This is a genomic window from Streptomyces carpinensis (genome assembly GCF_002154505.1).
Classification (GTDB): domain Bacteria; phylum Actinomycetota; class Actinomycetes; order Streptomycetales; family Streptomycetaceae; genus Streptomyces; species Streptomyces carpinensis.
Map to the genome: position 1 here is coordinate 1 of NZ_MUBM01000285.1, position 18,880 is coordinate 18,880.

Below are 18,880 nucleotides of genomic sequence, written 5' to 3' on the forward strand. Positions count from 1 at the left end.
CCCTCGGCGGCCTCGCCGTCGAGTACCTCCTGCTCACCGCCGAGTTCATCGCCTGGGTGCAGGTCCTCATCTACGTGGGTTCCGTCGTCGTCCTCCTCCTGTTCGGTCTGATGCTCACCAAGGCGCCCATCGGCCGCTCCCCGGACGCCGACTCCGGCAACCGCTGGGCCGCCCTCGCCGTGGCCGTCGCCTCCGCGGCCGCCCTGGTCTGGGTCGTCGTCGACGCCTTCCGCACCACCTGGATCGACCTGGGCGGCGCCGCCGCCGGCTCGACGAAGGTCACCGGCGAAAGCCTCTTCCAGAACTGGGTCCTGCCCTTCGAGGCCCTCTCCGTCCTCCTGCTCACCGCCCTGGTCGGCGCGATCGTCCTGTCCCGCAAGGCGAAGGCGGACGATGCCGCCGCTTCCCAGGCGCCGGACGCCCGGGGTGAGCAGGCCGCCAAGGAAGGCGCCCGCTGATGCACCTCGCCTATCCCGCCGTACTCTCCACCCTCCTGTTCTGCACCGGCCTGTACGGCGTCCTCGCCCGCCGCAACGCGATCCTGGTCCTGATGTCGGTCGAGCTCATGCTCAACGCCGTCAACCTCAACCTGGTCGCCTTCGACGTATGGCTGAGCAAGGCCGCCCGCGACACCCTGCACTCCGGCCAGGCCCTGACCCTGTTCACCATCACCATCGCCGCCGCCGAGATCGGCATCGGCCTGGCGATCGTCCTCGCCGTGTACCGCAACCGCGGCACCTCGGACATCGACCGGCTCCGCGATGCCGCCGAGGGCCCCGACGACGACTCCGGCCCCGGCCACGACAGCGACGCCGCGGCGGCCGCGCAGGCCGCCGAGAAGACTGAGGCCACCGCGTGACCACGACCACCCTCGCCGCCCTCGTCCCCCTCCTTCCGTTCCTGGGCGCCGCGGCCGGCCTGCTGCTCGGCCGCACGGCCCCCGGGTTCGTCCGCCCGCTCGCGGTCCTGCCGACCCTCGCCTCCCTCGTCCTGGCCGTGCTGGTCGCCGCCCACCAGGGCGGTGGCCGCGCCGTGGACGCCGCCACCGAGCTCACACCCACCGGCTCGGTCCCCATCGAGCTCGCCCTGCACATCGACGGCTTCGCCGCGCTCGTCGCCGTACTGGTCGGCGTCGTCGCCACCTGCGTGCAGATCTACTCGACGGGCTACCTTCGCGACGACCCCCGCTACCCCTCCTACGCCGCTCTCGTCTCCCTGTTCACCTCCGCGATGCTGCTCGTCGTCTACTCGGGCGACCTGATCGTGCTGCTGGTCGGCTGGGAGATCATGGGCATCTGCTCCTACTTCCTGGTCGGCCACTACTGGGAGACCCCCGAGGCCCGCGCCGCCTCCATCAAGGCCTTCCTGGTCACCAAGCTCGGCGACGTGCCCTTCCTGATCGGCCTGTTCGCGCTCGCCGCGGACACCGGCTCCTTCCGGATCACCAAGGTCCTCGGCGCCGTCGCGAACGGCGGCCTGCACCACCCGACCGTGATCGCCCTGCTGCTCCTGGCGGGCGTGGCCGGCAAGTCGGCACAGTTCCCGCTGCACACCTGGCTGCCCGACGCGATGGCGGGCCCCACACCCGTCTCCGCGCTGATCCACGCCGCGACCATGGTCGCCGCCGGTGTCTACTTCGTCGCCCGTCTCCTCCCCGTCTTCCAGGCATCCACGGCCGCGATGGTGGTCCTCGCCGTCATGGCCGCCGTGACGATGACCGGCTCGGCGCTCGCCGCGCTCGCCCAGGACGACATCAAGCGCGTCCTCGCCTACTCGACGATCGGGCAGCTCGGCTACATGACCGGTGCCCTCGCCGTCGGCGACCGCGGCGCCGCCGTCTTCCACCTCCTGTCCCACGGCGCCTTCAAGGCGCTGCTGTTCCTCGCGGCGGGTGTGATCATCCACGCCGCCGGCACCAACTCACTGGCCGCCATGTCGCGCATGGCCGACCTGCGTGACCGTGTCCCGGACGCCTACTGGACGATGACCGTGGCGCTCCTCGCGCTCGCCGCGATCCCGCCCTTCAGCGGCTTCTTCTCCAAGGAGTCCGTCCTCGGCGCCGCCGAGCACGTCGCCACCGGCCACACCGACCACGCCCCCGGCTCCGCCGGCTGGATCGTCCTCGTCGCCGGTCTCGTCACCGCCGTGCTCACCGCCGCGTACGCCATGCGTCTGTGGTTGCTGGCCTTCCGGGGCCGGGGGGCCAAGGCCCCCGACCACGGCAGGCAGCCCCTGGTCATGAACGCCGTGCTGTGGGTGCTGGCCGTGCCGTCCCTCGCCTTCGGCGGCCTGGCCTTCCGGGTCCTGCCCGACTGGTTCGACGGCCGCGACCTCACCCCCACCCTGACCACCTCCGTGCTCGGCACCGGCCTGGCCCTGGTCGGCGGCATCGTCACCTACGGCGCCTGGCGGCACACCGGCGCGCTCGCGGCCCGTGTCCCGCTGGGTGCGGTCGCGGCCCACCCGGAGGCCGACGCCGGGCTCGTCGAGGCCGAGGCCATCGCCAGCCACCGGCCCGCCTACGGAGACATCGCCTACGCGACCGACCCCGCGGACCCCGGACGGCTGCTGCTCGGCCCGCTGCACCGCCACGCGGCCACCGGCTTCCACCTCGACACCGTGTACGCGGCCCTCTTCGTCCGCCCGGTCATGGCCGGGGCGAGCCTCGTCCGGTTCCTCGACCGCGAGGTCGTCGAGACCTACGTACGGGGTGCGGGGGCCGTGCCCCGGCTGCTCGGGGCCGCCGTACGGCGAGCCCAGACCGGCAACGTCCAGACCTATGTGAGCGCGCTGCTCGCCGGCACCGTCGTCCTCGCGGTCGCCGCCGTCCTTCTCGCCACGGGAGCGTGAGCAGGCGTGATCGATATCAACGAGTCCGTGATGCAGTTCCTTCTGGCATTCGTCGTCGTCGGCCCGCTCCTCGGGGCGCTGGCCGCTGTCCTGCCGGCCCCGCCCGGGCTGAAGGGGAAGTCACCGCAGCAGGCCGTGCTCCGGCACGGCGTGATCGTCACCGGCGTGGTGCTCATCGCCGCGATCGTCCTCGCGGTCGGCTTCGACCACGACCACCCGTCGAGGATGCAGGCCACGACCGACATCAGCTGGATCCCCGCACTCCACGTGCGCATCCACCTCGGCATCGACGGCATCTCCCTCCCCCTCGTCGTCCTGACCGCGCTGCTGACCTTCCTCTGCGCGCTCTACAGCTACTTCAAGACCCCTGCGGGCCCCACCCCGAAGGCCTTCGTCGCGCTGCTGCTCCTGCTCGAGTCCGGCACCCTCGCGACCTTCGCCGTCCTCGACCTGCTGCTGTTCTTCCTCGCGTTCGAGACGGTGCTCGTCCCGATGTACTTCCTCATCGCCCGCTGGGGCGGCGAGGGCCGCCGGGCCGCCGCCTGGCGATTCATCCTCTACACGCTCCTCGGCTCGGTCGTCATGCTGCTCGGCCTGCTCCTGATCGGGATCAAGGCCGGCACTTTCGACATGGTGGCACTCGCCACTGACAACGGCCGGTCACTCACGGCGTCCGTGCAGGTCATCGCCGTTCTGGCGATCGGGATCGGGCTCGCGGTCAAGGCCCCGATGTGGCCGCTGCACAGCTGGCTCCCGGACGCCCACACCGCCGCTCCGACCGTCGGCTCGGTCCTGCTGGCCGGCGTGCTGCTGAAGATGGGCACGTACGGGTTCGTCCGGATCCTGCTGCCCATCGCACCCCACGGCTTCCACACCTTCGCGCCCTACCTGGCCGCCTTCGCCGTCGTCGGGATCATCTACGGATCCCTGGCCTGCCTCGCCCTCGTCAGACGAGGAGCGAAGGGCGACCTGAAGCGGCTCATCGCCTACTCGTCCGTCGGCCACATGGGCTTCGTGCTCCTCGGCATCGCCACCACGACCCCGACCGGCGTCAACGGCGCCCTGTTCGCCAACATCGCCCACGGCCTCATCACCGGCCTGCTCTTCTTCCTGGTCGGCGGGCTCAAGGACCGTACCGGCACCACCGACCTCGACACCCTGGCCGAGGAAACCGGCGCCGCCCTCTACGGCAAGGCACCCCGCCTCGGCGGCCTGCTCGCCTTCGGCGCGGTCGCCTCGCTCGGCTTGCCCGGACTGGCCGGGTTCTGGGGCGAGATGCTCGCCCTGTTCGGCGCGTTCAGGCCCGCCGCCGACCTCAGCCGGCCCGCCTTCCTCACCTTCATGGCGATCGGCGCGTTCGGCACCCTGCTGACGGCCGCGTACATGCTCGCAGTGGTCCGCCGCGTCTGCATGGGCGCCGTACCGCAGGAGACCCCCAAGCTCGCCGACGTCCACAGCTTCGAGTTCGCGGCCTGGACCCCGCTCGTGGCCCTCACCGTCCTCGCCGGGCTCTGGCCGAAGGCCCTGCTCGGGCTCACCGACCCGGCCGTGCAGCAGCTCCTCGCAGGAGGCACCCGATGAGCGTCCTGGCCCAGCCGGCCGCGTCGGTGGTCCAGTCCGTCGACTGGCTCGCCATCGCGCCGCCCGTCCTCACCGCGGTCGTCGCCCTCGTGGTCCTGGTCGCCGACCTGTTCGTGCCCCAGGCGCGCAAGCCCCTCCTCGGCTGGCTCTCCGTCGCGGGCCTCGCCGTCTCGGCGCTGTTGCTGCTGCCCCTCCTGGACGGCGACCGCAGCACCTTCTGCCTGACCAAGCAGGCCGGCGTCTGCAGCTACACCGCCGACCACTTCACCCTCGTCATCCAGTTCCTGGTCCTCGGCGGCGCCCTCCTCGCGGCCCTGCTGTCGGTCACCGCGCTGAAGGACGCGCACGGAGGGCTCCCCGAAGGCGAGTACTGGTTCCTGCTGCTGTCCTCCGCCGCGGGCGCCGCCCTCCTGCCCGCCGCCCGCGACCTCGCCACCCTCATCGTCGCCCTGGAGGTCGCCTCCCTGCCCGCCTTCGCCCTCGTCGGCATGCGGCACGGCGACCGGAGGTCCTCCGACGCGGCCCTGAAGTTCTTCCTGTCGTCGGTCACCGCCACCGCCGTCAGCCTGATGGGCGTCAGCTTCGTCTACGCCTCCACCGGCACCCTCTACCTCACCCAGATCGCCGGCCGCGTCCAGCATGTCGACGGACAGCTCCACACCCTCGCCCAGACCGGCGTCGTCCTCACCCTCGTCGGCTTCGCCTTCAAGACGGCCGCCGTCCCCTTCCACTTCTGGGTGCCCGACACCTACGTGGGCGCGCCCCTGCCCATCGCCGCCTACCTCTCGGTGGTCGGCAAGGCGGTCGGCTTCACCGGCCTGATCCTCGTCACCGTCATCGCGTTCCCGTCGTACGCCGACGTCTGGGGCCCGGCGCTCGCCGTGCTCGCCGCACTCACCATGACCGTCGGCAACGTCGGCGCCCTGCGCCAGCAGGCCACGCGCGCGTACAGTGCGATCCGGCTGCTCGCGTGGTCCTCCGTCGGCCAGGCCGGCTACCTCCTGGTGCCGATCGCCGCCGCGGGCTACTCCAAGGACGCCCAGAAGTCGATCGGCTCCACGGTCGCCTACGCCCTGATGTACGCCGCCGTGAACCTCGGCGCCTTCGCCGTGGCCGCGCTGGTGGGCCGCGGCAGGGCCCGCAACCGCGTAAGCGACTACCGCGGCCTGTACGCCACCAATCCGGTGACAGCCCTCCTCATGGCCTTCTTCCTGCTGTGCCTGGCCGGGCTGCCGCCGGGCGTCATCGGCCTGTTCGCGAAGGTCACCGTCTTCTCCGCGGCCGTCGACGCCGGGCTCGGCTGGCTCGCCGTCGTCATGGCCGTCAACGTCGTCGTCGCGCTGTTCTACTACCTCCAGTGGACGGCCCTGCTGTTCCGCGCCCCCGAGGGCGAACCTCTCCGGCACCGCGTCCCGGCCCCCCTCACCGCCGCGATCACTCTGACGGCCGTCATCGGCATCGCCCTGTCCGGCGCACCCCAACTGGTGCTGCGCTTCGCGGGCGGCGGCCTGTTCTGAACGGGCGCCCTCTGAGGGGGTGTCTGCTGCGCGGGCGCCCTCCGAGGGGGCTCCTTCCAGCGGGCTTCTCCTACTCGTGACCGGGTACGCGCGCGTGCGGGCGTCCCCACCTCGCGTGCGTGCCGAGTGCCGTCCCGCTCACCCGGACGGTCCGCGCGGCGACGCGCCCGCCAGGGAACCCGGGGCGCTCGCCTGGCGTTGACCAGTTCGGAAGGGTCAACTGGACGTGACGCCACGACACCAGTGGCACCGAACAACGACAAGCGAAGGGTTCCCCTGCCGCACCACTTGGAGGGCGTACCGTGCACCGCCGGCACAACGGGCTCAGGACCGCAGTACTCCTTGGGGGACTGTCCGCACTCATCATCGTCATCGGCAGTTTCTTCGGCCGAACCGGCCTGATCGTCGCGCTCCTCATCGCCATCGGCACCAACGCCTACGCGTACTGGAACAGCGACAAGCTGGCCCTGCGCGCGATGCGTGCCCGCCCGGTCAGCGAGTTCGAGGCCCCGGCCCTGTACCGCATGGTCCGCGACCTCTCCACCCAGGCCCGCCAGCCCATGCCCCGCCTGTACATCTCCCCGACGGAGGCGCCCAACGCCTTCGCGACCGGCCGCAACCCGCGCAACGCCGCCGTGTGCTGTACGGAGGGCATCCTGCGCATCCTGGACGAGCGCGAGTTGCGCGGCGTCATCGGACACGAGCTCAGCCACGTCTACAACCGCGACATCCTGATCTCCTCCGTCGCCGGCGCCCTCGCCTCGGTGATCATGTTCCTGGTCAACTTCGCCTGGCTGATCCCGGTCGGCCGCTCGGACGACGACGAGGGCCCGGGCCTGCTCGGCATGCTCCTGATCATGATCCTCGGCCCGCTCGCGGCCACGCTCATCCAGTTGGCCATCAGCCGCTCCCGGGAGTACGAGGCCGACGCGTCCGGTGCCCGCCTCACCGGCGACCCCCTCGCCCTCGCCGGCGCCCTGCGCAAGCTGGAGATCGGCACCCAGCAGCTCCCGCTGCCCCCGGAGCCGCGGATCGAGACCGCCAGTCACATGATGATCGCGAACCCTTTCCGCCCGGGCCGGGGACTGTCGAAGATGTTCTCCACGCACCCGCCGATGACGGAACGCATCGCCCGTCTCGAGCAGATGGCAGGTCGCCACCGATGAAGACAATCCTGAACGTCATCTGGCTGGTCTTGAGCGGTTTCTGGCTGTTCCTCGGCTACCTCCTCGCCGGTGTGCTTCTGTGCATCACGATCATCGGCATCCCGTTCGGCATCGCGGCGTTCCGTATCGGCGTCTACGCCCTGTGGCCCTTCGGGTACACCACGGTCGAGCGCCGCGACGCGGGCGCCCCGTCCTGCATCGGCAATGTGCTGTGGCTGATCCTGGCCGGCTGGTGGCTGGCGATCACCCACATCGTCACGGGCATCATGCTCTGCGTCACGATCATCGGCATCCCGTTCGGCATCGCCAACTTCAAGCTCATCCCGGTCTCGCTGCTCCCGCTGGGCCGCGAGATCGTGCGCACGGACCAGCCGTTCGCGGCTCGCTGACGCCTGCGGGCGGGCGCCCCTTGGTGACGTCGCGCGCCGGGCGGGCTCGCGCCTCGCCGCCACGCGTGCTCAGCGGCCGCGGGCGCCACGCAGGCTCGCGCGGCACGCAGGCTCGCGCGGCACGTAGGTTCGCGTGCCCCCGGAGTCATGTGCTTCGCGCCCTCCCCGGACGTGCGCGCTCGGCAGATCCAGGCGCGCCGGTCAGTGCGCCGCCGTTCGTCGTCGTACGCCGTACGCGGCCGCTCCCACCGCGAGTACGGCCGCGCCCACGGTCACCGAGAGCCAGGGCAGGGCGAACGCCAGGGTCACGCAACCGATCAGGCCCACCACCGGTACCGCCCGCCGGACGGGAGTCGCGTCGAGAGTCCAGGCGGAGGCGTTGGCGACGGCGTAGTACGCCAGGACGCCGAAGGAGGAGAAGCCGATCGCGCCCCGGACGTCCACGGTGGCGGCCACGACGGCGACCAGCGCACCCACGGCGAGCTCCGCCCGGTGCGGCACATGGAAGCGCGGATGCACGGCGGCCAGCGAGCCGGGCAGATGCCGGTCCCGGGCCATGGCCAGCGTGGTGCGCGAGACGCCCAGGATCAGCGCGAGCAGCGAGCCCAGCGCGGCCACTGCGGCGGCGACCCGCACCACCGGCACCAGCCCCGGGACCCCGGCCGCCCGCACCGCGTCCGCCAGCGGTGCGCCCGCGCGCGCGAGACCGTCCGGCCCCAGCACCGAGAGCACGGCCACCGCCACGCCCACGTACACGGCCAGCGCGATGCCCAGGGCCAGCGGGATCGCGCGGGGAATGGTGCGCGCCGGATCGCGCACCTCCTCGCCCAGGGTCGCGATCCGGGCGTACCCGGCGAACGCGAAGAAGAGCAGGCCGGCCGCCTGCAGTGCGCCGCCGACGCCCCCGGAGCCGCCGATGGCGAGCCGCCCGGCATCGGCGGCTCCGGAGCCCAGGCACACGACGGCCACAGCGGCCAGGGCCGCCAGCACCACCGCCACGATCGCCCGCGTCAGCCAGGCCGACTTCTGGATACCGCCGTAGTTCACCGCGGTCAGCGCCACCACGGCCGCGACCGCCACCGCGTGCGCCTGCCCCGGCCAGACGTACGCGCCCACGGTGAGCGCCATCGCCGCGCAGGACGCCGTCTTCCCGACCACGAACGCCCAGCCCGCGAGGTAGCCCCAGAACACACCGAGCCGCTCGCGCCCGTAGACGTAGGTGCCGCCCGAGGCGGGATACCGGGCGGCCAGTCGTGCCGAGGAGTCGGCGTTGCAGTAGGCCACCAGGGCGGCGACCGCGAGCCCCACCAGCAGGTCGGAGCCGGCCGCGCGCGCCGCCGGCCCGAGCGCGGCGAAGATTCCGGCCCCGACCATCGAGCCGAGCCCGATGACCACGGCGTCCCCCACCCCGAGGCTGCGCCGCAGCCCGGCGCCGGACGTGGGCGAAGCCGAGGGGGAGGACGGGGCGGGGGAGCGTGTCATGACTCCGGACCCTACTGATCGATGCAACCGTGGCATGTGGCGGTGACGTCCTATTCACCAACACGGCACGAACACGCGTGTGGCAACACGACGACGCACACCAGTCGTCAGGAAGGCGGGTTCAGGGAATGGGCATCGTCAGCTGGATCATCCTCGGGCTGTTGGCCGGAGCCATCGCGAAGTTCCTGCTGCCGGGACGCGACCCGGGCGGCTTCATCGGCACGACCCTCATCGGCATCGCGGGCGCGTTCATCGGCGGCTGGATCTCGGCGCGCTGGCTGCACCACCCGATCTCGAAGAACTTCTACGACGGCGCCACCTGGGCCGCGGCGATCGGCGGGTCGCTGGTGCTGCTGATCGCCTACCGCATCCTGTTCGGCAACTCGCGCGACTGAGCACGCGCGCCGAGGCCGAGCCGCCGCGCCCGGCCCCCGGACACGAGAAGGTGGACAGAAGAAGGCGGACAGAAGAAGGCGGACACGAGAAGGGTGGGCACCGACGGACCGGTGCCCACCCTTCCGCGTACCGGACTACCGGTAGTTCACGAACTGCAGCGCGAAGTCGAAGTCCTGGTTCTTCAGCAGCGCGATCACGGCCTGGAGGTCGTCGCGGCTCTTGGAGCTGACCCGCAGCTCGTCGCCCTGGACCTGGGCCTTGACGCCCTTGGGGCCCTCGTCGCGGATCAGCTTCGCGACCTTCTTCGCGTTCTCCTGGGAGATGCCCTCCTGGATCGAGGCGAAGAGCTTGTACTCCTTGCCGGAGAGCTGCGGCTCGCCCGCGTCCAGGGCCTTCAGGGAGATGCCCCGCTTGATCAGCTTGGACTGGAAGACGTCGAGGACTGCCTTCACCCGGTCCTCGGAGTTCGCCTCCATGAGGATCTTCTCACCGGACCACGAGATCGAGGCACCCACGCCCTTGAAGTCGTAGCGCTGCGAAATCTCCTTGGCGGCCTGGTTGAGGGCGTTGTCGACCTCCTGCCGCTCGACCTTCGAGACGATGTCGAAACTGGAGTCGGCCATGTCCTGTGGCTCCTTGTATCGGGGTGTGTCGGGTGCGTACGGCTGGCGTACGGCTTGCGTACGCGTCGCCTGTCGGCGGGCGTGGGGGAACCGCCGACCCAGGTCTTCATCCCGGGCCGCATCCGCACCAGCCTAGCCACCCCCCGCTCCCGCGGCGCGGATCAATCGGGTGGCGAAGCACCCCTCCGTATCGGGTATTGTTTACGTCGTTGCCAGGGAGCACCGCCGAAAGGCGGTTCGAACGGCAGCAGACCCCGGCGGTGTGCCCGAGCGGCCAAAGGGAGCAGACTGTAAATCTGCCGGCTCAGCCTTCCCAGGTTCGAATCCTGGCGCCGCCACACTGGGGAAGACCCCCTCCAATCTGCGGAAACGCAGAACGGAGGGGGTCTCTTCGTTGCCAGGTGTGGATGTTCGATCAAGGTCGAAAAATAAGGACTTGTCTCATCTTGTCGCGCTGAAATCCCGGCTCTGATCGGCGCATGTCTCCTAGGCGTCCCCCGGGGGATGGTGGGAAGTCGCCCCACTCCTGCAGCGCAGCCTCGATTCGCTGGTTGGCGCGGTGCTGGGTCTGTGCCAGCACCTTGGCGTACACCCGGAAGAGAATCGCGATGCCGGGGCTGGCTCGCCGCACCCACTCCATCGGATCCACCCCGGAGCTGAGCCAGAGTGACCCTCCAGCGTGACGAAGATCATATGGGCGACGAGCCAAGAGGGAGGCTGCCTCAGCCGGGCTGAGAACCTCGGGACGAGAGTCCTTTTTGGTGCGCACCTTCAGATGACGGTCCTCGTGGGCACGGCCGTCGTCGGTCCAGCCCGTACCGGCGCGCAGCACTCCTTGCCATAACGTCAGCTGGCGAGACGGTCACCTGTGCGTTTACGGGGCGGTCGCCGAGACTCCCCGCTCTTCCCCGTTGGCCGCCTTCCTGCCGGGCACGCCAGGCACGGATCACTGTGCAGGAGCTGATCACTATGGTGTGACGCCATGCCCTTGCAGATGAAGTTGACGGCGATAACACTCGACTGTCCTCACCCTGAGGTGCTGGTCGCGTTCTATGCGCAGGCCACCGGGCTTGAGGTCCACCCCGAATCCAACGGTGACTTCGCCGGACTCAACGGCGACGACGGGCTCTTCATCGGGTTCCAACGAGTCGATGACTATCAGGCTCCCTGCTGGCCCGACCAGACCGTGCCGCAGCAATTCCACCTCGACTTCGAGGTCGACGACCTCGACGAGGGTGAGGCCCTGCTGTTGGCGCTGGGCGCCGCCAGGCCCGACCATCAACCGGGTGGTGACAGGTGGCGGGTCCTCACTGACCCGGCCGGTCATCCCTTCTGCCTGACCAGACGGAAGGTCTAGTGCTGTGACCGCATAGGTTCACGGGGTTGGCGGTCGTGGCGGTTGGATGTGCGGCGACGTCCGATCCGATCGCTGGAGGCCCGGTGGCCGAGCCTGTCCGTGTACGCAGACTGACCGACCAGGAGGGGCAGAAGCTGCAGCAGATCATGCGCAGGGGCAGCACGAGTTCGGTGCGCTACCGGCGCGCGATGATGGTGCTCGCCTCGGCGGGCGGGAACCGGGTGCCGGTGATCGCCCAGCTGGTCCAGGCCGACGAGGACAGCGTGCGCGATGTGATCCACCGCTTCAACGAGATCGGCCTGGCCTGCCTGGACCCTCAGTGGGCGGGAGGCCGTCCCCGCCTACTCAGTCGTGAGGACGAGGACTTCGTCATCCGGACGGCCACCACTCGCCCCACCAGGCTCGGCCAACCCTTCACCCGCTGGTCGATCCGCAAACTCGCTGCCTACCTGCGGAAAGTGCACGGCCGCGTCATCCGCATCGGCCGTGAAGCCTTACGGTGCCTGCTCCGGCGCCGCGGCATCACCTTCCAGCGCACCAAGACCTGGAAGGAGTCGCCCGACCCTGATCGCGACGCCAAGCTCGACCGGATTGAGCAGGTGCTGGACCGCTTCCCGGACCGGGTCTTCGCCTTCGACGAGTTCGGGCCCCTGGGGATCCGGCCCACCGCGGGCTCCTGCTGGGCGAGGCAGGGCAAGCCAAACCGGCTGCCGGCGACCTACCGCCGCACTCACGGCGTCATCTACTTCTACGGCTGCTACTCCGTGGGCGACGACCGCCTGTGGGGCGTCAACCGACGTCGCAAGGGCACCGCCAACACCCTGGCCGCGCTCAAGTCGATCCGCGCCGCCCGACTCGACGGCGCCCCGGTCTACATCGTCCTGGACAACCTCTCCGCCCACACCGGCGCGGGCATCCGCCGCTGGGCGAAGAAGAACAAGGTCGAGCTGTGCTTCACCCCGACCTACGCTTCCTGGGCCAATCCGATCGAGGCCCACTTCGGCCCGCTGCGGCAATTCACCCTGGCCAACTCCCACCACCGCAGCCACCCCGCGCAAACCCAGGCACTGCACCGCTACCTGCGCTGGCGCAATACCAACACCCACCACCTTGACGTACTCACCGCCCAACGCAAGGAACGCGCCCGCGTCCGCAGCGAGAAGGGCATCCGCTGGGGCGGACGCCCCCTCAACACCGCAGCCTGACCAACCGCGAACCACAGCCCCCGAGTGCCGAAGGGGGCAAGTTCAGGAGAAGGACCGCGACAGAAGGATGACTCAGGAGGCGGACGGCTCGATCTCCCCCGCAAAGACGATGACCTGGTCGATGAGGCTCCGCCGCAGATGGACGACGTCCGTTCCCGCCAGGCGGGGACCTCCATCCGGCGTGGTAAAGACCCACTGGTACCGGGCCCACTCGTCAGGCATGTCCACCGCCGAGCAGCGCACCATCGTGCCGGTCCCCGCCGGGTGGCGCCGGATGTCCAGCACGAACCGCTCGACCGCCGCGATTCCTTCGCTGCGACCCAACGGCCCCCAGAAGACCACGTCTGAGGTCAGAGCCTGGGAGAGCAGGGCAGTCACATAGCTGTCGTTCGAGGCGTTGAACGCGGAGATGAACGTGTCGATCGCGGAGCGTGCAATCTCTTCCTGCATGCCCCAGTAATACCAGCCGTTTCGCGTGCGCTCGTTCCGCGAGCCGCCTTCCGATCGCGGTGAACCATCCCGGTCACAGCACTAGGTGCTCACGCGGTCGGCCCGGAGGTACCAAGACCGGACAACTCGTACTGCGTGGTCCCGCGCGGAGGCAGCGGTCGAACACTTCCACAGGAAGCCCCAGAATGGCCGCCGCCACGGCGACTGACGGGCGCTCACAGGAACTTCAGATTCCCGTACAACCACCCCCACCCGTAAGGGATCTGATCAGGTGAGTCAAACAGACTCCGTGATCATTTGGTCTCGCGCCGAAGGCGAACCGCTAGGAACGACCGGCGCCTGGCCCCCCTTCTCCACCTGAGGAACGCATGCGTATACGAGTCACCGTGGCCGCCGTCTCCGGCGCCCTGGCCCTCTCCGCCCTCGCCATGCCCGCCGCGCACGCCACCGCTCCCGGTGACAACGGAACGGTGAAGATCCACGACGCCAAGACCGGCGAAGAGCTGCGCCGCAACGAACCGCACGTCTGCACGTTCTACCTCGACGCCTTCGGCTTCGACGCGGTCCAGCAGGTCGACTGGCACATCGAGGCATGGGCCCCGACCGCCGCCACCAAGGGCGAGACCGTGAAGTCCGGGGCCATCACCCTGGATGCCAAGGGCCACGGCCGTACGGCGGACCTGTCGCTGCCCGACGGGCACTACAAGCTGTTCTGGAACTTCGACGGAGACAAGGGGGCCGCCAAGCACAAGGTGTTCTGGACGGACTGCAAGGGCTCCGAGAGCGGTGGTGGCGGTACTACGCCGTCCGCCTCGGTGTCCCCCTCCTCGCCGGAGTCGCCCTCGCCCTCGGGCCCGGCAGATTCGACCGCGCCGAGCGACTCCTCCTCGTCGGCGTCGTCCGTGCCCTCGGGCCCGGCCGATACGACCGCGGCGCCGAGTGCCTCCTCCAGCGAGGGCGGGGCGGCCCCGTCGGCTACCGCCTCCCCGTCCGCGCAGGGCGGCGGCGATCTGGCCGAGACCGGTAGCAGCGCCCCGGTGGGCCTGCTGTCGGGCGTCGCGGCAGCGCTGGTGGCCGCGGGCGGTTACCTGGTGCTGCGACGTCGTAGGGCCTCCCGAGCCTGACTTCCGCTGTGCATGAGGGTGCCCCCGCGCTCGTCCGGGTGACGAGTATGGGGGCACCGTCGTGTGCAGGGAGGCGTCAACCGGCCTTGCAGGCCGACGGCCACGCCGTTCGTCTCTGCGCACTTCCTCTTCGTGGCTGAGGCCCCGGGGCGACACCGTCGGGCCCCCGAGGACGACAAGCAACGGTCAACAACGACCAACCACGACCGTCCGATCGCAGGTCAGCGGGAGCCTGTGTCCGGCTGACCTGGTCAAAAAAACAGGCCTGCCAGACCAGGGCAAGAAGACACCGGCCGAGGGGCCGACCCCGCGATCGGCTCTACGAACGCCGACGAAACAGAGGGCTCCACGCGACGGGTCGGAGCAATATCCAAGGCCTGTGGATCAAGCTGGTGGCGAGCCCCCGGCCCAATGAGGCCGGCGATCCCGTTCGTCGGCCATGGTTCAGTCCTCGGTCATGGGCCAGGTCTCCCAGACCAGGTCCAGGCGTCGGTACGCGTCGTCGAACCAGGCGTCGGCCAGCGGGGCGGTGACCGTCACCGTCGTCAGGGACATGGAACAGTCCTTGATCGTGACCTGGCACCGGTCGTCGTCTTCGTCGAGTTCGATGAACAGCCACGGAGCGCGTTTTCCCTCGCGCCAGGCGATGTCCTGGCCCGCGTCGAGCGAGTCCAGGGCTTGCTGCCACTGCCGCAGGTCCTTGGGGAAGATCCAGGTCTTGAGGGTGCCACGGACGAAGGGCGTATCGACCACGAATTCTCCGACCAGGACATCGGCCTCGGTGGGACGCTTCCGCTTCTCCTTCCCCGTGATCCGGACAATGACGCTATTGCCAGCCCCCTCCAGGCGGATCAGGTCGATCGGATCCTCAGCCATGACTGCCCCTTGCGACTCGCGCATGGTGCCGAAGACTAATCGCCGGCACGGACACAGGGTCGGTTGAGGTGTGTAAGGCCGCGTGGGCTTCGGGGCGTTCGACGAGGTGTCCGCGTTCGAAGCGGGATCCGGCGCGGACGAGGGCGACGAGGTGGGGCGCATTCACGGCCCGCCGCCTCTGCTGGGCGGACTCGGCGAGCGTGAAGACCATGGCCAGGGCGGCGGTGCGGGAGCCGGCGACGCGGGTGGTCTTGGTCCGCAGCCGGACGGTGGAGAAGGTCGACTCGATGGGGTTCGTGGTGCGCAGGTGGGTCCAGTGCTCGGCCTGGAAGTCGTGGAACGCCGACAGCTGGTCCTGGTCGGTGATCTTTTTGACCGCCTCGGGGTACTTCGCGCCGTAGAGCTGGGCGAACGTCTTGATCGCCGCCTCGGCACGGTCGCGGTGCTCGGCGTTGTAGATGTCCGGCACGGCCTTCTTCGTGCTCGGCTGCGTGGACTTCGGCATGGAGTCGAGGACATTGGCCGTTTCGTGAACCCAGGACCTCTGCTCGCGGTTTCGCGGAACACCTCGCCCAGCGCCTTCCGGAAGCCCAGGGCGCCGTCCCCGACCGCGAGCACCGGCGCGCGCAGGCCCCGGCGGGCGGAGTCCCGCAGCAGGTCAGCCCGCGACTCGCGCGATTCGCGGTAGGCCGCGGCCGCCTTCATCGCCGGTACGGGCGCGGCGCAGATGCGTGTATCCCCCACCCGGTTGGCGGTGCACAACGGCAGGGGGCATAACGTCGGAGCATGGTTGAGCAGATCGAGATCACGACCCCTGACGGCACGGCCGAGGCGTACGTCGCCCGACCCGACGGCGACGTACGGGGAGGGGTGCTGTTCTGGATGGATGCGATCGGGCTGCGGCCGCGAATCGCCGACATGGTCGAGGAGATCGCCGGCTGGGGTTATGCGGTGTTGGCGCCGAACGCGTTCTACCGCGACGGCCGGGCCGCCGACCTGGCTCCGAAGGGCGATCTACGCGAGCCCGAAGCCCGCGAGGCGTTCTTCGCCTCCGGGATCACGGAGCGGCTCAACAACCTGACTCCTGAGCGGGTCGCGGCCGACGTCCCGTGCTACGGGAAGGCGCTCGACGCGTACGCTCCTGGGCTGAAGTTCGGCACCACCGGCTACTGCATGGGCGCGCGGCTCGCGATCCGCACCGCGGCGCTGATCCCGGACCGCGTCGTCGCCGTCGGCGGTTTCCACGGCGGCGGCCTGGTCACCGACGAGCCGACCTCGCCGCACACCGCGATCGTCCCGGGCGCCGAGTACGTCTTCGGGCACGCCGACAACGACGCCTCGATGACTCCGGAGCACGTCGCCGTCCTCGGCAAGGCACTCGACGCCGCCGGTGCCACCTACACCAACGAGATCTATCCGGACGCGCCCCACGGCTACTCCATGTCGGACACCTCGATGTGGCACGAGCCGAGCTTCCTGCGCCAGCGCGCGGAGCTCAAGGCACTCCTGGAGCGCCGCCTGATCCGCTGACCGGATTGTGTGCCCCAGGGGACTGACAGAGCGCACGCCTTGCCCTGCGTCTGGCAAGCAGCCGCAGGGGCTGCCCGCCGGGAGGACTGCTCATGCCCTCAGCCGGCGCTTGGGACGGGGGGATCGTCCGGACCTCGAGGTTCGTCTGGAGGCCTCGGCAGGAACACCAGCGGTTCCATCCCCTCGGAGTGCGAACAGGTGCCGTACGGCGCTGCAGCCTCCCTCACGAAGCCTGCATTCCAGTCTCGTTCTGCAGGCCGGAAGCTTGCGCGTGACACTCCAGCGAGATTGATTACGGCAGGACATCGCGCTCGTGCGACGAGTGCGGTCCGATCCGGTGCGGATGGCCGACATCCTTCTGGACAGCGTGGTCGGCCGGATCATCGATTCCCCGACACCGTCAACTGCGGCGGCGGCGCAGCCGACATCGCCAACGGAGACTTGCTCGACACCTTCACGGCGTGTGAGCTGCCCACCCCCTGAGCAGACCGGCCCGGCAGACCAACCCCCTCCGCCTGCGCCGACACAGAGCGGAGGGCACTCGTCCGGCACCGGCACCGGCACCGCACAGCACCGGAACCGGCACTGCACCGCACTCGCACCGGCGCCTGCACGGCACCGAAACCGGCCCGGCACCGAACCGGCCCGGCTCAGCGCCTCAGTTCCCCGCCACCGACTTCACCGCCACCGACACCGGGGTCGAGCCGCCGACGAGCTCCAGGGTCAGTCCCGCCGTCGCCGGGGTGTCGACCAGTTCGGCCAGCACGGTGGCCACATCGTCGCGGGGGATCGAGCCGCGACCGGTGTGGGCCTCCAGCCGCACCTGGCCGGTGCCCGGCTCGTCCGTCAGAGAACCGGGGCGCAGGATCGTCCAGTCGAGGGCTTCCTGGCCGCGTACGTGGTCGTCCGCCGCGCCCTTGGCGCGCAGGTAGACGTCGAAGACCTCGTCGCCCTCGTGCCGGGCGTCCGCGCCCATCGACGACACGACCACGTGGCGCCGTACGCCCGCCCGGACCGCCGCGTCCGCGAACAGCACCGCCGCGCCCTTGTCCACCGTGTCCTTGCGGCCCGCACCGCTGCCGGGGCCCGCGCCCGCCGCGAACACCGCCGCGTCCGCGCCCCGCAACTGCTCCGCGACCTCCTCGACCGACGCGGACTCCAGATCCAGCACGACCGGTTCGGCGCCGGCCGCGCGCAGGTCGTCGCCCTGCTCGGCGCGGCGGATGATCCCCGCGACCTCGTCACCGCGCGCGGCGAGCAGCCGCTCCAGCCGCAGCGCGATCTGACCATGACCACCAGCGATGACAATGCGCATGCTTCCGACCGTACGCCCGGACGGCCCCGTCCGCCGCACGACTTGGGCCCAACTCCGGCCTACGACGGCCCCTCCCCGCTGCCCCCTGCGACCACTTGCCCGCCCCTGCGGCGACTCGCCCCGCTCCCGCCTACGACAGCTCGCCCCGCCCCTGCCTGGGCAGTCCCAGCTCCACCGACGCCGCCGAGTCGCAGAACTCCCGTACCGCGCTGGTCCGTGCCACCACGCGCCCCTGGTGCACCACGATCCGGCTGTACGCGAGCGACAGCGCCCCCGCGAGCCGCTCGCCGCGCACCGCGAGCAGTTCGGCGGGGAAGCCCGCTTCCACGCGCACCTCGGGCAGGCCGAGCACCGCACGGGCCGACGCGCTCACCGCGTCGTAGGCGTCCTCCGGGCGCAGCCCGTGGTGCGACGCCAGCAGGTAGGCCGCCTCCAACGGGTCGCCGCGCCCCACCGGGTTCGACATGTCCCGCAGGGCGCCGCTGCCCGCGGCCACCCGTACCCCGGCCGCGCGCAGCAGCCGTACCGGAGCCGTTCCGGGCCCCTCAGCGCCCGCGCAGCCGCCCTGCGGCAGGCACACCACCGCCACCCCGGCCGCGGCCAGCTGCTCCGCGGCCCGCGCGGCCGCCTCGGCGGGCAGCCGGGAAAGACCACCGCACGGGCTCAGCGTCACTCCGGGGCGCAGCCCGCCCGCCATCGCCGCGATGCGCGCCAGGCGGGCCGGGTCCGTGCCGTCGGTGTGCAGGTCGACCGGGCGGCCGTGCTCGGAAGCGACCTCCAGGACCGCCTCCACATAGCCGGTGGGGTCGGGGTCCACGTCCGGGCAGCCGCCCACCACGCACGCGCCCATCTTCACCGCGTCCCGGAGCATCGCCAGCCCGTCGGCGCCCGCGGCCCCGGTCAGTACGCGCGGCACCGCCACCGTCGTCAGCTCGGCGAGCCCGCGCAGCGCCCGGCGCGCCCGCAGCACCGCCGTCAGAGCCCCCAGTCCCTGGACATCGCCCACGCGCACGTGCGCG

18 protein-coding genes, 1 tRNA gene and 1 pseudogene are annotated in these 18,880 nt (G+C 70.7%); 13 read left to right on the forward strand and 7 right to left on the reverse strand.

Features of this window, described 5'->3' with window-relative positions:
• The 7 genes from BZY54_RS33895 to BZY54_RS33925 all read left to right on the forward strand — a co-directional run.
• The coding region (locus BZY54_RS33895; protein ID WP_086729156.1) for an NADH-quinone oxidoreductase subunit J family protein at positions 1-458 on the forward strand (458 nt) is incomplete at its 5' end.
• Complete coding sequence (gene nuoK, locus BZY54_RS33900; RefSeq protein ID WP_086729157.1) at positions 458-859, forward strand: NADH-quinone oxidoreductase subunit NuoK; 402 nt, start codon at positions 458-460, stop codon at positions 857-859. The genes BZY54_RS33895 and nuoK, both read left to right, overlap by 1 nt.
• Entirely contained in the window at positions 856-2,850 is a 1,995-nt protein-coding gene (locus tag BZY54_RS33905; protein ID WP_086729158.1) for an NADH-quinone oxidoreductase subunit 5 family protein, read from the forward strand. The genes nuoK and BZY54_RS33905 overlap by 4 nt, the downstream gene beginning before the upstream one ends.
• Positions 2,851-2,856: 6 nt before the next feature.
• The gene (locus BZY54_RS33910; RefSeq protein WP_086729159.1) at positions 2,857-4,431 is read left to right on the forward strand and encodes a complex I subunit 4 family protein; all 1,575 of its coding nucleotides are present in this window, start codon (positions 2,857-2,859) and stop codon (positions 4,429-4,431) included.
• Entirely contained in the window at positions 4,428-5,948 is a 1,521-nt protein-coding gene (locus BZY54_RS33915) for an NADH-quinone oxidoreductase subunit N (protein ID WP_086729160.1), read from the forward strand. The genes BZY54_RS33910 and BZY54_RS33915 overlap by 4 nt, the downstream gene beginning before the upstream one ends.
• A gap of 302 nt (positions 5,949-6,250) precedes the next feature.
• Positions 6,251-7,114 carry a zinc metalloprotease HtpX gene (htpX, locus tag BZY54_RS33920; RefSeq protein WP_086729161.1) on the forward strand — a complete coding sequence of 288 codons (864 nt, stop codon included), beginning with the start codon at positions 6,251-6,253 and terminating at the stop codon, positions 7,112-7,114.
• Positions 7,111-7,503: a YccF domain-containing protein gene (locus BZY54_RS33925; RefSeq protein WP_086729162.1), complete on the forward strand. Its 393-nt coding sequence runs from the start codon at positions 7,111-7,113 to the stop codon at positions 7,501-7,503. The genes htpX and BZY54_RS33925 overlap by 4 nt, the downstream gene beginning before the upstream one ends.
• Before the next feature lie 201 nt (positions 7,504-7,704).
• On the opposite strand, the gene BZY54_RS33930 is transcribed toward BZY54_RS33925, so the two are convergent.
• Complete coding sequence (locus BZY54_RS33930; protein WP_086729163.1) at positions 7,705-8,985, reverse strand: APC family permease; 1,281 nt, start codon at positions 8,983-8,985, stop codon at positions 7,705-7,707.
• 128 nt (positions 8,986-9,113) lie between these two features.
• On the opposite strand from BZY54_RS33930, the gene BZY54_RS33935 reads away from it, so the two are divergent.
• Positions 9,114-9,380: a GlsB/YeaQ/YmgE family stress response membrane protein gene (locus BZY54_RS33935; RefSeq protein WP_086729164.1), complete on the forward strand. Its 267-nt coding sequence runs from the start codon at positions 9,114-9,116 to the stop codon at positions 9,378-9,380.
• 135 nt (positions 9,381-9,515) lie between these two features.
• Here the strand turns inward: BZY54_RS33935 and BZY54_RS33940 are convergent, their stop codons facing one another.
• Positions 9,516-10,004 carry a YajQ family cyclic di-GMP-binding protein gene (locus BZY54_RS33940; protein WP_086729165.1) on the reverse strand — a complete coding sequence of 163 codons (489 nt, stop codon included), beginning with the start codon at positions 10,002-10,004 and terminating at the stop codon, positions 9,516-9,518.
• Positions 10,005-10,260: 256 nt separating this feature from the next.
• Between BZY54_RS33940 and BZY54_RS33945 the strand changes: the two genes are divergently transcribed.
• The 3 genes from BZY54_RS33945 to BZY54_RS33960 all read left to right on the forward strand — a co-directional run bounded on the left by BZY54_RS33945 (position 10,261) and on the right by BZY54_RS33960 (position 12,566).
• Positions 10,261-10,342: transfer RNA gene (locus tag BZY54_RS33945), tRNA-Tyr, on the forward strand.
• Between the two features lie 644 nt (positions 10,343-10,986).
• On the forward strand, positions 10,987-11,361 hold the full coding sequence (locus BZY54_RS33955; protein ID WP_086729166.1) for a VOC family protein: 375 nt from the start codon (positions 10,987-10,989) through the stop codon (positions 11,359-11,361).
• Positions 11,362-11,444: 83 nt separating this feature from the next.
• On the forward strand, positions 11,445-12,566 hold the full coding sequence (locus tag BZY54_RS33960; RefSeq protein ID WP_244217477.1) for an IS630 family transposase: 1,122 nt from the start codon (positions 11,445-11,447) through the stop codon (positions 12,564-12,566).
• Between the two features lie 72 nt (positions 12,567-12,638).
• Here BZY54_RS33960 and BZY54_RS52430 read toward each other — a convergent pair whose 3' ends face one another.
• Complete coding sequence (locus BZY54_RS52430) at positions 12,639-13,016, reverse strand: nuclear transport factor 2 family protein (RefSeq protein ID WP_208640859.1); 378 nt, start codon at positions 13,014-13,016, stop codon at positions 12,639-12,641.
• A 368-nt stretch (positions 13,017-13,384) separates the two neighbouring features.
• Here BZY54_RS52430 and BZY54_RS33965 point away from each other — a divergent pair, with 368 nt between their 5' ends.
• Positions 13,385-14,140 (forward strand): LPXTG cell wall anchor domain-containing protein, encoded by a 756-nt coding sequence (locus BZY54_RS33965; RefSeq protein WP_086729167.1) that lies wholly within the window; start codon positions 13,385-13,387, stop codon positions 14,138-14,140.
• 444 nt (positions 14,141-14,584) lie between these two features.
• Here the strand turns inward: BZY54_RS33965 and BZY54_RS33970 are convergent, their stop codons facing one another.
• Complete coding sequence (locus BZY54_RS33970; protein WP_086729168.1) at positions 14,585-15,016, reverse strand: DUF5959 family protein; 432 nt, start codon at positions 15,014-15,016, stop codon at positions 14,585-14,587.
• A pseudogene (locus tag BZY54_RS33975) lies at positions 15,009-15,703 on the reverse strand (transposase); the annotation flags it as partial. The pseudogene BZY54_RS33975 and the gene BZY54_RS33970, both read right to left, overlap by 8 nt.
• A 99-nt stretch (positions 15,704-15,802) precedes the next feature.
• On the opposite strand from BZY54_RS33975, the gene BZY54_RS33980 reads away from it, so the two are divergent.
• Positions 15,803-16,546: a dienelactone hydrolase family protein gene (locus BZY54_RS33980; RefSeq protein WP_086729169.1), complete on the forward strand. Its 744-nt coding sequence runs from the start codon at positions 15,803-15,805 to the stop codon at positions 16,544-16,546.
• 658 nt (positions 16,547-17,204) lie between these two features.
• Here the strand turns inward: BZY54_RS33980 and BZY54_RS33985 are convergent.
• Complete coding sequence (locus tag BZY54_RS33985) at positions 17,205-17,861, reverse strand: SDR family oxidoreductase (protein WP_086729170.1); 657 nt, start codon at positions 17,859-17,861, stop codon at positions 17,205-17,207.
• A 130-nt stretch (positions 17,862-17,991) separates the two neighbouring features.
• The coding region (locus BZY54_RS33990) for an amidohydrolase family protein (protein WP_086729171.1) at positions 17,992-18,880 on the reverse strand (889 nt) is incomplete at its 5' end.

Excerpts from the sequence above, each read along its gene's own strand:
- nuoK (WP_086729157.1), top strand. The coding sequence starts at position 458 with ATGCACCTCGCCTATCCCGCCGTACTCTCCACCCTCCTGTTCTGCACC.
- BZY54_RS33915 (WP_086729160.1), top strand. The coding sequence starts at position 4,428 with ATGAGCGTCCTGGCCCAGCCGGCCGCGTCGGTGGTCCAGTCCGTCGAC.
- BZY54_RS33925 (WP_086729162.1), top strand. The coding sequence starts at position 7,111 with ATGAAGACAATCCTGAACGTCATCTGGCTGGTCTTGAGCGGTTTCTGG.
- BZY54_RS33930 (WP_086729163.1), bottom strand. The coding sequence starts at position 8,985 with ATGACACGCTCCCCCGCCCCGTCCTCCCCCTCGGCTTCGCCCACGTCC.
- BZY54_RS33935 (WP_086729164.1), top strand. The coding sequence starts at position 9,114 with ATGGGCATCGTCAGCTGGATCATCCTCGGGCTGTTGGCCGGAGCCATC.
- BZY54_RS33940 (WP_086729165.1), bottom strand. The coding sequence starts at position 10,004 with ATGGCCGACTCCAGTTTCGACATCGTCTCGAAGGTCGAGCGGCAGGAG.
- BZY54_RS33955 (WP_086729166.1), top strand. The coding sequence starts at position 10,987 with ATGCCCTTGCAGATGAAGTTGACGGCGATAACACTCGACTGTCCTCAC.
- BZY54_RS52430 (WP_208640859.1), bottom strand. The coding sequence starts at position 13,016 with ATGCAGGAAGAGATTGCACGCTCCGCGATCGACACGTTCATCTCCGCG.
- BZY54_RS33965 (WP_086729167.1), top strand. The coding sequence starts at position 13,385 with ATGCGTATACGAGTCACCGTGGCCGCCGTCTCCGGCGCCCTGGCCCTC.
- BZY54_RS33970 (WP_086729168.1), bottom strand. The coding sequence starts at position 15,016 with ATGGCTGAGGATCCGATCGACCTGATCCGCCTGGAGGGGGCTGGCAAT.
- BZY54_RS33980 (WP_086729169.1), top strand. The coding sequence starts at position 15,803 with ATGGTTGAGCAGATCGAGATCACGACCCCTGACGGCACGGCCGAGGCG.
- BZY54_RS33985 (WP_086729170.1), bottom strand. The coding sequence starts at position 17,861 with ATGCGCATTGTCATCGCTGGTGGTCATGGTCAGATCGCGCTGCGGCTG.